Raw genomic sequence first — 13,138 nt, forward strand, 5'->3', positions numbered from 1 at the left:
CTGGGGCTTTTCTGGTGTTTGGAACTTAAGAGCTTTGAAAAACCGTTGGCTTTTTTCGTTCCTACTGTATAGACGGGTACTGTTCCTGCAATAAAACAGGCCCCTCTTTCCGTGGAGCTTCACGAAAAAAGGGGCCTTTCGATTTTTAGGGGAGGTACCTGAGAAGCGGAGCATCCCCTTTGGGCTGTGCGTAAACAAAAAAGCGCAAGGTACAGCCCGGAGGTATTGCGAAAGAAAGCCCCGGAGCGGCTTTGTTCCTTTATGTGCTACTCCCATTGGGAGTTGTATCTCTGTGTATCCTATCAAGCGGAGAAAAGCTGTTTTGCAAGCCGGTGATTTGTTGTATAATAACATCATAAGACAATATCAATCATATAAGAGAGGAATGAAAAGGTTGGATAAAAAAGGGTTATATGATCTTCTCGATCAATATCAAATGACTTATGAAGCCTGCGAGCATCCCGCCGTATACACCATTGAAGAGATGGACGCCCTGAATCTGCCGCATAGCGAGCGAGTTGCAAAAAATCTTTTTCTGCGTGACGATAAAAAGCTGCATTATTATCTTGTTACCGTGCCGGGCCATAAAACCGTCAACTTAAAAAGCCTGAGTGAAAAGATTGCCAGCCGCAAGCTGACCTTTGCCAGCGAGGAATCGCTCAGGGAATTGCTGATGCTGGAAAAAGGACATGTCACACCGCTTGGGGTGTTAAATAACGCAGAGAAAAATGTGATTGTGGTGTTCGATAAGAGTCTGCAGAATCAGCAAATCGGCATCCATCCCATGGAAAACACCGCAACCATTTTTATGGCTTTTGAGGATGTCGAGAAACTGGTAGAGGATCATGGAAATCCTATTGTGAAGTGCGACTTTGAGTAACAGCCGATTTGTTCCATCTAATCCGGCGAGATGTTCTTCTGATACACACGGAGCAGATGAATTTCACCCCTTTTCAAAATGTACGGCGGCCTGATATTGGGACAGTACCGAGCTCAAGGCTGGACTCAGCAGCCTTGCAGAAACTCCGTTTTCCTGCCGCAGCAGGTTAAGTCCAATTGATGCATGGCTCTTGTGCAGGCAATGTATAAAAGGCTTCTGTCCAACGGTGTGTGATAAAGCTCATCAGAAACATCGGGGATGATCACCTGATCAAATTCAAGCCCCTTGGACATGTGCACGGAAGTAACGACGATGCCGTTCTGAAATTCGCTGCTGCCGAAATCCAACAAAGCCATAGTGTCATCAGCGGTATGAAGCTGCTCAAACAGCTGCTCTGCCTGCTTCTGCGATTTGCATATGATCCCCAAGGAGGCATGTTCGGATTGCCTGAATTGCTCAATCAAAGCACGTATCTTGTCAAGCTGCTCCTTTGGGGTTTGGCATTCTGTGATTGCGGGTGCACTGCCATGCCGCTCAATGGGAATCAGTTTTTTGTTATCTAAAATCTGCTGCGTAAACCTGGTGATTTCAATGGTGGAACGGTAGCTCCTGCGCAGTTCCATACAATCGCACCCCAAAAAGTACGGCTGGATTTTTTCCGCGGAGGATGAGCTGTAAGGATTTACGCTTTGGTAGCTGTCGCCTAAAATGGTCATCTTACAGGAAAACAGCTTTGCCAGAACCGCATATTGAATCGGAGTGTAATCCTGCATTTCATCCACGAGCAGATGCTTTATGCTTTTGTATTCCTGCTCTTCTCCTTCAAAATAGATTTTGGTATAGAGAAAGGGATACACATCGCAGAATTCAAATGCGTTTTTGCCGATCAGACGGAACAGATGCTCCTGACCGATGGAGCGATAAAAATTTTGATACAGCGTCAATGCGTCATTGAATTGAAACATTTTTTGAATGCTGCTTCTGATTTGGCGGATGACTGTGGGATCCATCTTTTGATTGGTATCTCTTTTATGCCTTTCTATCAGATCGTCCGCTATTTTACGCAGCCGCGTTTTGATCGGCAGCTTTTTCAAAGCACGATAATTCAAAAGCAGTTTTCCCTTGGAAACAGAAAAGTTCCCGAAGGAAAGATCGGTCGGAACAAAACAGGTTTTATCGGCAGACTCTAAATACGATTGAAGCTGCTCCACAAAGAGATTTGTCGCCTTAAATTCGATTCTGGCAATGGTTTCGGCGTCTCCATTAGCCAATAAGCTTTCTACCTGCTCCGAAAAAGTCTGATACCGATACTTTTTTCCAAGCATGTCCGCTGCGATATCATCGAAGCCGATTTCCGACATGTTTTCTTCTCCCAACTCCGGCAGAACATTCGAAATATAGTTTCCGAATACCTTGTTGGGGGAAATAATGAGAATGTTCTTCGATGTCAGAGTATCTTTAAAGCGATACAGCAAAAATGCGACCCGATGCAGCGCTATGGAGGTTTTTCCCGAGCCCGCCGCACCCTGTATGATCAGCACTTTTGCGGCTTCGTTCCGGATGATGGCGTTTTGCTCCCTTTGGATGGTCGCCACAATGTTTTTCATCTTGTCGTCGGAATTGCGGCTCAGCTCCTTTTGCAGAATTTCGTCGCCGATATTCAGGGAGCTTTCAATCATGTACTCCATCTGAGTCTGTCTGATTCTGTATTGCCGTTTCAGGGTCATCACTCCGTCGATTTTTCCGGCGGGAGCCTTGTAAAAAGCCGGTCCGGTTTCAAAATCATAAAACATGCTGGAGACAGGTGCACGCCAGTCGAAAATGACACTGCGCAATGTCGCGGGATCGGCAAAAGCATGCACTCCGATATAGAATGCATTTCCTTGTTCTTCTTCTGTTCTGATGAAATCGATTCTCCCAAAATAGGGGGATTGAATCAGCTTTTCGAGCTTTTCTCTTTCTCTGACAGCTTTTTCTCCAAAGGCAACGCTGTCATAAACGGCCGTTCGGTTCGCCGCTTTTTCCGCAGAATCAAGCTGGGCCAGATTCTCATAGATATACCGTTTTGTTTCCAGTATCTCTTTGGAGTAGTTGTCTATTTTTTGGTTGATTTGTTCCAGTTCTGCTCGCAGCTTTCCTTGAACTTCGCTTAAATACGTTCTTTCCTCATTTTCTGTTTGGTGTAACATAGTTGGTCTCCCTAATCTTTTCCTTGAATTGATATTCTAAGTATAAAAGAAAATAAAAAAAATACTAGACTTTTTATTTCCGGCATGATATTGTATATATTAGTCATGTCCTCAAGAAAACACAAAATTTACATTTTTTGCCATTTTTCTTGATTCTTAATTAATCAATATCAATATTGAATATTCAGATAGTCTTTCCAATCAAAATGTTGGAAGGGCTATTTTTTATTGTGAAAATAGAGTTCTGTATGCATTAGTTGCCTGTTTTTATACTCTGTGACAGCGAAGATGATTTTGCCTTTTGTGGTTAAACAACTGCGAAGGGATGTAGAGGTACAAAGCCGCTTTGCCGCCTTAGAAACATGGGTGAGAAGAAGGGAAGAATACGCGCTCCAGAGCTTAGGTTCCTCATCGAATGATTGGAACGGACTTTTGATAGAATGGTTATCAATACTGCCGAAGATTCTATGTGCCAGCAAGGCATCTGACTGGCTAAAGCTGTTTTCTGCCCGAATGAGAGAAAAATAACAATATTAATGTAAACCATTACACAAAAAGGGAAAAATTCAGAATATATAAAAAGCCGAAGCAATTGATTGTGAAATTATAAAATAAAAATATTACTATTTATTGACAATTTTTGTGATATCTGTTATATATAAATTAATTAAACTTTGAAAAATTAGAGTTAGGTCTCCAACAACATAATGTAATCGATTACATATATAAGAGCAGAAAGAAAAAGAAACGGATCAAACGGGATGGGAAAAGGGGGAGCTTACTTGAGCACGATCGAAGAAGTAGCACAGGAATCGGGCGTTTCCGTTGCCACGGTATCACGGGTCATCAACCGCAACGGAAAGGTAAGCGCGATCACCAGGCAGAAGGTACTGGCGGCCATCGCAAAGCTGAATTATCATCCTAACACGTGGGGGCGCAGTCTGCGCAAGGGGCAAAGCAGAATCCTGCTGATTCTGGTGCCGAATATCACAAACCCGTATTATTCGCCCATCGTACACGGGATCCAGGATATCGCACGGCATAATCGGTACCAGACCATGTTGTGCATTACGGATGGAATCCAGATCCATACCAACAGCTATTTTGAGCTGTTGCATAACGGCAACGCCGACGGCGTTATCCTGATGGACGTCAAAAAGGATGACCTGGAGGTTTCAGAACTCGCAAAAGGCTTCCCCATTGTGCAGTGCTGTGAATACTGCAGCGACGAAAGCGTGGGGCATGTTTCCATCGACAATTTTAAGGCGGCCTACGACATGACCCATTTCCTATGCTCTGTCGGGCATCGGAAAATCGGATTGATCGGCGCGGCCAACTGGTTTATTTCCACGCAGCAGCGGCGTATGGGCTACGAAAAGGCGCTTTCCGAAGAGGGGATCGCCGTAGAACAGCGATACATCACTTCCGCGGCGGGCGATTATAACTTTTCTTCGGGCGTACAGGCAGCGCGCACTCTGCTCTCTCTGCCGGACCGGCCGACCGCCTTGTTCTGCATTTCGGACGTTATCGCGCTCGGCGCGCTCCGCGTGGCAAAGGAAATGGGCCTGCGTGTGCCGGAAGACCTTTCGGTGGTAGGATTCGACGATGTAGAATACGCTACCATGTTCCGCCCTATGCTGACTACCGTCAGCCAGCCCTGCTATCAGCTTGGCAAAACCTCCTGCGAGCTGCTTCTCGAGCAGCTGGGCGGGCTCCCTCCGCGCTCCGTGTTTCTGGAGCACAAAATTGTTCTGCGCGATTCATCGGCAGGATTGCCGAAAAATTCATAAATCGCATACCACAAACTAAAGGAGGAGCATTATGAAAAAACTATTGGCATTTGTTCTGGCAGCAGCCATGTCCCTGTCTTTGGCTGCGTGCGGTGGAAGCACCACCACAAGTTCTGCGCCCGCGTCCGGTGCGACACCCGCGTCGTCGGCTGCGGCGGATAAGTACAAGGTCGGCATCCTTGCCCCGGCGGTCACCCACGGCTGGGTAGCGGCTGTGGCTTACCATGCGGAAGCCCGCTGCAAGGAGCTTGCGGACAAAGTAGACTATAAGCTGTATACCAGCAACAACGCGGATGAAATGACTTCTCAGCTGGACGATCTGATGACATGGGGCGCAAAGGCCATCGTCGCGTTCCCGCAGTGGGAGGGCATGGAAGTCCCCATCAAGAAAGCGGTTGACGCAGGCATCACCATTGTAAACTTCGACATCGCCATCAATGTGGACGGCGTGTACCGTGTCTCCGGCGACAATGAGGGCATGGGCGTAGAAGGCGCCAAGTACATTGTGGATAAAATCGGCAAGACCGGCAATGTCGTAATTCTCGATGTTCCGACCTCCGGCTCCGTGGCAGAGCTGCGCAAGAAGGGCTTTACCGAGACAGTCGCGAAACTGGCCCCCGATCTCAAGCTTTCTACCTACGCCACCAAGTTCACACGTGAAGACGGCCTGAAGGACTTTGCGGATATTCTGACCAAGAACCCGAAGATCGACGCCGTTTATTCCATGGATGACGAAACCTCCATCGGCGCGCTGCAGGCCATTAAAGAGGCAGGCCGTACCGATATTAAGGTGATCACCGGCGGCGGCGGAGCGCAGGAGTATTTCAACATGATGCCGCAAAATGAGAACATCTGGATTGAATCCGCTCTGTACAGCCCCGCCATGGTGCGCGACGCTGTGGACGTAGCGGTGAACGTGCTCGACGGCAAAACCGAAGAGAAGGTCAAGATTATTCCCACCACGATTGTGGATCGTGACAACTGCGCACAGTTCAAGGATGACAAATCCCCCTATTAATTCTCAGCAGCAGGAAAAGAGGCTATGGCGCAGCCATAGCCTCTCCTTAAAAAGGAACGGAGTGATGGAATGACACTCGAAATGCAGGAAATCTGCAAATCCTTCGGCGTTGTGCGCGTGCTAAAGAATGTTGATTTTTCCGTAAGGGGTGGGGAAATCTGCGCGCTGATCGGTGAAAACGGCGCCGGAAAGTCCACACTGATGAACCTTCTGGGCGGCGTGCTTCAGCCCGATTCCGGCAGAATGCTTCTGGATGGGAATCCGGTTTCGTTCCGGAACCCGGCGGAATCGCTTTCGGCAGGTATCGCCTTTATCCATCAGGAGCTCAACCTGATCAACGATCTTACCATTTACGAAAACATGTTCATCGGCAGAGAACTCAAAAAGAAAAACGGCCTCCTGGATGCAGACGCAATGCGGCGGCAGACACAGGAGATATTTGATAAAATGGATTTTCATCTCAACCCTATGACCATGGTGAGGGATCTGGATGCCTCGTATAAGCAGATTGTCGAGATCTTTCGTGCGCTGATGATGAATGCCTCTATCATCATAATGGATGAACCCACCGTGTCCCTGACTGATTCCGAGGTGGAGCGGGTGTTCGATATGATGCGTACGCTGGGGCAGCACGGAGTCGGGATCGTGTTTATCTCTCATAAGCTCAAGGAAGTCATGACCATCTGCGACCGCTTTACCGTGCTGCGCGACGGCGTGATGGTAAAGGACGGCCTGATTTCGGAAACCTCCACCGACGACCTTGCGCATCACATGGTGGGGCACGAGCTCCACATTGAAACGGTGCGGCGCGATTACGAGAAAGAACGCGAGATTTTGCGCGTGGAGAACCTTTCCGACGAAACCGCCTTCCGCGGCGTTTCCTTCGCGGTGCATGCCGGGGAGGTATTGGGCGTTACCGGGCTTTTGGGGGATGGGCGCAGCGAGCTGTTTCAGACGATTTTCGGTGTCCGGGGGAATTACGAAGGGCAGATTTATGTGGAAGGGGAACCGGTACATATCAGCAGCGCCATGCAGTCCCGGCGGCTCGGGATCGGTTATGTGCCCCGCAACCGAAAGGAAAACGGCATCCTCAAGGATATGAGCATTCTGGAAAACGGCTCCATTGTCACGCTGCCGGAATACCAGCGCCGCGGGCTGATTGACCGCGTGCGGCAAAACCTGGATTTCGACCGCCAGATCGAGCAGCTGCACATCAAGCTGGGGAAAAAATCGGACCTGATCACCAGCCTTTCGGGCGGCAATCAGCAGAAGGTAGTGCTGGCGAAATGGCTGAACGCAAACCCCAAAATCCTGGTGCTCGACAACCCCACACAGGGGGTAGATGTGGGCGCGAAGGAAGAAATCTATAATATTATTTTAAAGCTTGCCGGTGCGGGCGTCGCCATTGTGGTTCTGTCAAGTGAAGTACAGGAAATTATCCGGCTGTGCGATCGGGCGCTCGTGATGTACCACGGCCAAGTGCTTGGGGAGGTCAGCGGCGATACCATGAACGAGCACGACATTATGCGCCTTGCCACCGGAGGAACTTCAGCAGAAATAGGGGGAGAAAACGAATGAAGGAAACGGCTGCAATCAAACGGGAAGGATTCTTATCCTGGTTTCGCCGCATGTGGACTACATACCCACTGTTCAGTACGGCCATCGCCCTTTTGGTCATGGTGGTCCTGCAGACGCTTGCTCTCGGCTTTGAGTTCGATTCTTTCGGCGCGTGGTTTTCCACATGGCTGCGCAACTGGATCAATATTCTGCGCAATAACGCCAGCGTAGGCATCATTGCACTTGGCATGACCTTTGTCATCGTGTCCGGCGGCATCGACCTTTCCGTCGGTTCCTCCCTGGTCGCGGTCGGCGCCATTGTCATGATGCTGATCGATTCTGGCCCCAGGGGATTTCTGTACTCCATGGGGATTTCCGGCCCGGCGGTATACGTGCTTGCCGTTCTGGTCGGCGTTTTGGCCGGCTGGCTGTTCGGGGAACTGAACGGAGTACTGGTGACCAGCGGTAAAATCCCCCCATTCATCGTTACGCTCGGCACAATGAAAATTTTCCGCAGCGTAACACAGCAGTATATGCAGGGAGGGTCCCCGTCCGTCCCCAGCGGTTTTCTGGAAATCGCGAATGTGAGCATCGGCGGGCAGATGCTGATGCCGATCGTTTACTGGCTGCTGATCTCCGCCGTGCTGCACATTGTCTCGCAGCGCACCGCCTTTGGCCGGCATGTGGTGGCGGTCGGCTCGAACGAGCGCGCGGCAAAGCTTTCGGGCATTCCCGTAAACCGCGTCAAGCGCCGCGTTTACGCACTGATGGGGATGCTGGTCGCACTTTCCGCCGTGCTGCAGGTTTCGCGCATCGGTTCCATGGATTACGCGAACGCAGGCAGCGGCTACGAAATGGACGCCATCGCGGCGGCGATCGTCGGCGGGACCAACATGGCTGGTGGGCGTGGCTCAATTCTCGGCACCGTGCTCGGCATGCTGATCATCTCCGTGATGAACAACCTGCTCAACCTGATGGGTGTTCCGCCGTTTCTGCGGGAGGCCTGCAAAGGCATCATTGTGATCGGTGCCGTCCTGCTGCAGAAAAAGGAATCAACCTCCTGAGTAGGCCGCACGGCCGAACGAATTGAAAATGGAAGAAAGGGGACTTACTTGTGTACAAAGTTGGGATCATCGGATGCGGAAAAATCGCACAGGTACGCCATATACCGGAGTATCTCGCCAATCCCGAAACGGAAATCGCCGGGTATTTCGACCTTAACACGCAGCGTGCGCAGGAGCTTTCTGCCGCGCACGGGGGCAGGGTGTATGCCTCATATCAGGAGATGCTGAGCGACCCCGCCATCGATGCGGTCAGCGTCTGCACCGTCAACACGACCCATGCGGAGATTGCGGCTGCGGCTCTGCGCGCCGGAAAACATGTCCTTTGTGAAAAGCCCATGGCTTCCACGCTCGAAGAATGCGAAGCCATGGCTGCCGCCGCGCGTGAAACCGGCAGACTGCTGATGATCGGCCACAACCAGGAGCTGACCCGGGCGCATATGCTGGCAAAGCAGCTGCTGGAGGAGGGCGCGGTCGGAAAGCTGCTCACCTTCCGCACCACCTTTGGCCACGGCGGGCCGGAGACCTGGAGCGTCGATGCCGGAAAAAGTACATGGTTTTTTGATAAGAAGCGCGCGAGCATGGGCGCGATGGCCGATCTCGGTATCCATAAAACAGACCTGATTCAGTTCCTGTCGGGGCAAAAGGTGGTGGAAGTTACCGCCCGGCTCACCACGCTGGACAAAACGGACGCTTCGGGGAATCTCATCGGCGTGGACGACAACGCCATCTGCATTTACCGGCTCAGCGGCGGCGCCATCGGGACGATGACAGCCAGCTGGACGTATTACGGGGCGGAGGACAATTCCACCATCCTTTATGGAACGAAGGGAATCCTGCGCATTTACGATGATCCCGAATATGCCATTCAGTTGATCAGACCCAATGGAGAAATCGTTTTGTACCGGGTGGATCAAATTCAGACCAACGACAACCAGACCAGCTCCGGCGTAATCGATCGATTTGCCGCCTGCCTCGGCGGGGAGGACCCGGGCCATCTTTCCGGGGAAGCGGCGCTCAGCGCCATGCGCGCGGTGTTCGCCTGCATCGAATCCTCACAGACCGGGCGCGCGGTCGCTGTTCATCAAGAGGGGAGTGAAATTGGATGAAGCTTGGATTTGTCAGCGCTATTTTAGACCAGATGTCATTTGAAGAAATGATCGATACCGCCGCAGGGCTCGGATTTTCCTGTGTGGAGGTCGCCTGCTGGCCCCGCGGGAAGGCCGAGCGGCGCTATGCCGGGGTCAGTCATATCGATGTCGGTGCTCTGACCGACAAAGAAGCCGCGCGGATTCTGGACTACTGCAAGGTCCGCAGGGTAGAGATTTCCTCGCTGGCGTATTACCCGAACACGATGGACGGCGATCCGGAAAAGCGCGCCGCGAATATCGCCCATTTGAAGCAGGTGATCGCAGCCAGCCACCGCCTCGGCGTAAATCTGGTCACCACCTTTGTGGGGCGCGACCAGACCAAAACCGTGGAGGAAAATCTGGAGCTGTTCCGGGAAATCTGGCCGCCGATCGTACAAGAGGCAGAGGGACTCGGCGTTCGCATTGCCATTGAAAACTGCCCGATGCTGTTTGGGCTGGATCAGTGGCCCGGCGGGCAGAATCTGGCCAGCACGCCGGCCATCTGGCGAAAACTGTTCCAAATCGTGTCCAGTCCGAATTTTGGGCTGAACTATGACCCCAGCCATTTTGTCTGGCAGATGATGGACTATATCACCCCTCTGTATGAATTCAAAGACAGGATTTTCCACGTTCATTTCAAGGACATCAAGCTGCTGCCGGATCGTCTGCGCGAGGTCGGCACGATGGCTTATCCGCTGGAATACATGGTACCCAAGCTTCCCGGCCTTGGCGATGTGAATTGGGGGAAATATGTCTCCGCCCTGACAGACATCGGCTATAACGATTACGCCTGTATTGAAATTGAGGATAAGGCGTTTGAAGGCAGTCGGGAGAGAATTCTGAACAGCCTGAAAATTTCAAAACGGTACATAGAGCAATTCGTCATCTGATGCGGCTGGGAGCTCGTTAGATTCTGTTTCAGGAGGGATGATTTTGAAACGTATCATCATCGCAAATTCCAACTGCTACCACGGGTTTTCTTTGGAAGAAGCTATTGCGGGCATTCAAAAGGCGGGATTCCGCTATATTGAGCTGACCGCGACGAAGGGATGGACGGAGCATGTCTTTCCTTCCATGTCCTTTTCACGGCTGTGCAGGGTACAGGATGAGCTGCAGAAAGCGGGCCTGATCCCGATTTCCATGAGCGGTCACTGCAATCTGATGGACCCGCAGCGGCTTCCCGATTTTGTGGATAATATCCGCCTGGCAGCTTTTTTCGGCTGCGAATACATCGTTTCCTCAGTGGGCGAAGCGCATCTGAAGGACAATACGGTCGCCTCGAACTGGGAGCTCGTGGAAAACATCCGCAGCTTGCTGCCGCTGCTCGAAAAACACGCAATGAAGCTGGTGCTGGAGGTTCACGGGGAACACGGCAGCGGAAAAATCGTGAAGGAAGTGACGGACGCGGTGGCATCTCCGCTCGTTTCCGTCAACTACGACACGGCAAATGCCATTTTTTACGGTGGAGTCGATCTTGCGCAGGACCTGGAGGATTGCATAGACAGCATCGGATACATGCATGTAAAGGATAAAGCCGGGGAACGCACGGAATGGAACTTCCCTGCGCTCGGGGAAGGCGCTGTAGATTTCCCGATGATATTTGAAAAGCTCGATCGTGCAGGCAACAACTGCCCGCTGAGCGTGGAAATCGAGTTCACACAGGATGGCCCCAAGGATTTGGCGGCGGTCGACGAAGCAATGCAAAAATCCGCGGCATACCTGACCGCGCACGGTTTTTCGCTGTAATATGAATCTCCAATAAGATATAGGATCATGGCGGTTATTTCTCCCCTTACCGGAGGCGGGGGAGAAATGCCAGATTTCCACTTTTTAGTTGAATATTAGTATAAGGGGCCGGAAAGGAGTCAAAACAGATGATGCGAATCGGAATTGTCGGCGCCGGCGGCATGGGAACGGTGCATTACAGCAATTATGCGCATATTCCGGAATGCCGGGTGGCCGCCTTGGTCGGGAAATCCCCGCAGGACAGGGAACGAGCTGCGGTGTGGGGCCTGAAGATGTACGAATCCATCACCGAAATGGTACACAGCGAGGAAATCGATCTGGTGGACATCTGCACGCCCACGTTTCTGCACAAGCAGCAGGTGCTGGAAAGTCTGGAACTTGGAAAGCACACCATTGTGGAAAAGCCGGCCGCGCTGCACAGAAACGATGTGGAGGAGATGTTCGCTCTCGCCGCGCAGCAGGGCGTGCAGCTTTATGTTGCGCAGGTGCTGCAGTTTACCAATGAAACTGCGGTTCTGCGCAGTCTGGTGCAGAGCGGTGAGTACGGGCCTGCGCTGGACGGTTATTTCGAACGCCTTTCCGCGTGCCCGCGCTGGGTGCAGAACGGCTGGCTGTTTGATTCGGAAAAAAGCGGACTGATCCCGTTTGATTTGCATATACACGATTTAGATCTGATTGTCAGCCTGTTCGGCGAGCCGGAGGAATCCTCGTTTACCTGCTGTGCGGGGACGGGCCGCGGCTTTGCGGAGCAGTACCGTTTTCAGTACCGGTTCGGGAAGCTGAACGTCTGCGCAGAGGCCGCGTGGTTCCACGCCAATTTGCCGTTTACGGCGCGCTGGCGCGTTTATTTCGAGAATGCCGTCGTCGTAAACGACGGCACCAGCGTTATCGCTTACCCCTTTGATGCCGGGCCCCGCGTGTTCGATACGGAGGAAAAAATAAAAATCCCGACGGGGATCAACGTGCCGCCCACCGGCTGGTACTTAACGGAGCTTCTGCATTTTATCCGCTGTGCGGAGCAAAATGCGCCATCTCCGCTGGTAAGGCCCGAACAGGTGGCAGCCGTGACCGGGATTCTGGAAACAACGCTGGCACATTCGTTTTGATAGGGACAGCAGAATGTTTTTGCGCAAAACGGCAGGTCCATTCGCGAAACAAATTGACTGGAAATCGGGACTCTTGCAAAACAGACCCGTAAAAAAGCCGGGGCAGCCATCCCAAAGGGATCGGCGGCCCCGGCTTTTTGTTTCATATTGCGGCACGGCTTACCGTGTTGACTGTTTTTTCGGGGTCTGATCCGCTTTTTCTGTTTTTCTCGGAAGTGCGGCGATCTTTCCTATCCCACGTACCGCTTTGTAGGCGGCATTTTGCATAAATGATAGTTCTAATATTATAGTTTTCTTCTACTTTCAAAGGCTTTTGCAGTTTGCTTAATATAACTGGCCCGGTGGGGCCAGTAGGTCCAATCGCTCCGTCGGCACCTGTCGGTCCTGTGGGACCGGTAGGTCCGATCGCTCCGTCGGCACCTGTCGGTCCTGTGGGGCCGGTAGGTCCGATCGCTCCATCGGCACCAGTGGGTCCTGTGGGGCCGGTAGGTCCGATCGCTCCGTCGGCACCTGTCGGTCCTGTGGGGCCGGTAGGTCCGATCGCTCCGTCAGCACCTGTCGGTCCTGTGGGGCCGGTAGGTCCAACAGCACCGTCAGCACCAGTGGGTCCAGTGGGGCCAGTAGGTCCGACAGCACCGTCAGCGCCAGTGGGTCCAGTAGG

The 13,138-nt window shown here is 52.0% G+C and carries 10 protein-coding genes; 9 read left to right on the forward strand and 1 reads right to left on the reverse strand.

Features of this window, described 5'->3' with window-relative positions:
* Positions 1–385: 385 nt before the first annotated feature.
* Positions 386–880, forward strand: a complete 495-nt coding sequence (locus TY09_RS16175) for a prolyl-tRNA synthetase associated domain-containing protein (protein ID WP_009063937.1) — start codon at positions 386–388, stop codon at positions 878–880.
* A 125-nt stretch (positions 881–1,005) separates the two neighbouring features.
* Here TY09_RS16175 and TY09_RS16180 read toward each other — a convergent pair whose 3' ends face one another.
* On the reverse strand, positions 1,006–3,069 hold the full coding sequence (locus TY09_RS16180) for a HelD family protein (protein ID WP_042436491.1): 2,064 nt from the start codon (positions 3,067–3,069) through the stop codon (positions 1,006–1,008).
* Between the two features lie 782 nt (positions 3,070–3,851).
* Between TY09_RS16180 and TY09_RS16185 the strand changes: the two genes are divergently transcribed.
* The 8 genes from TY09_RS16185 to TY09_RS16220 all read left to right on the forward strand — a co-directional run bounded on the left by TY09_RS16185 (position 3,852) and on the right by TY09_RS16220 (position 12,477).
* Positions 3,852–4,859 (forward strand): LacI family DNA-binding transcriptional regulator, encoded by a 1,008-nt coding sequence (locus TY09_RS16185; protein ID WP_042436494.1) that lies wholly within the window; start codon positions 3,852–3,854, stop codon positions 4,857–4,859.
* Between the two features lie 31 nt (positions 4,860–4,890).
* Positions 4,891–5,877, forward strand: a complete 987-nt coding sequence (locus TY09_RS16190; protein WP_009063738.1) for an ABC transporter substrate-binding protein — start codon at positions 4,891–4,893, stop codon at positions 5,875–5,877.
* Positions 5,878–5,946: 69 nt separating this feature from the next.
* Positions 5,947–7,455 carry a sugar ABC transporter ATP-binding protein gene (locus TY09_RS16195; RefSeq protein ID WP_042436497.1) on the forward strand — a complete coding sequence of 503 codons (1,509 nt, stop codon included), beginning with the start codon at positions 5,947–5,949 and terminating at the stop codon, positions 7,453–7,455.
* Positions 7,452–8,498, forward strand: coding sequence for an ABC transporter permease (locus tag TY09_RS16200; protein WP_042436501.1), 1,047 nt, complete (start codon positions 7,452–7,454; stop codon positions 8,496–8,498). The genes TY09_RS16195 and TY09_RS16200 overlap by 4 nt, the downstream gene beginning before the upstream one ends.
* Positions 8,499–8,548: 50 nt before the next feature.
* Positions 8,549–9,604: a Gfo/Idh/MocA family protein gene (locus TY09_RS16205; RefSeq protein ID WP_042436502.1), complete on the forward strand. Its 1,056-nt coding sequence runs from the start codon at positions 8,549–8,551 to the stop codon at positions 9,602–9,604.
* Positions 9,601–10,515 (forward strand): sugar phosphate isomerase/epimerase family protein, encoded by a 915-nt coding sequence (locus tag TY09_RS16210; RefSeq protein ID WP_042436505.1) that lies wholly within the window; start codon positions 9,601–9,603, stop codon positions 10,513–10,515. The genes TY09_RS16205 and TY09_RS16210 overlap by 4 nt, the downstream gene beginning before the upstream one ends.
* Before the next feature lie 37 nt (positions 10,516–10,552).
* Positions 10,553–11,371: a sugar phosphate isomerase/epimerase family protein gene (locus TY09_RS16215; RefSeq protein ID WP_242841519.1), complete on the forward strand. Its 819-nt coding sequence runs from the start codon at positions 10,553–10,555 to the stop codon at positions 11,369–11,371.
* A gap of 128 nt (positions 11,372–11,499) precedes the next feature.
* Positions 11,500–12,477 (forward strand): Gfo/Idh/MocA family protein, encoded by a 978-nt coding sequence (locus tag TY09_RS16220; protein ID WP_042436512.1) that lies wholly within the window; start codon positions 11,500–11,502, stop codon positions 12,475–12,477.
* Positions 12,478–13,138: the final 661 nt, after the last annotated feature.

This window comes from Faecalispora jeddahensis, assembly GCF_000577335.1.
In the GTDB taxonomy this organism is placed as follows: Bacteria; Bacillota; Clostridia; order Oscillospirales; family Acutalibacteraceae; genus Faecalispora; species Faecalispora jeddahensis.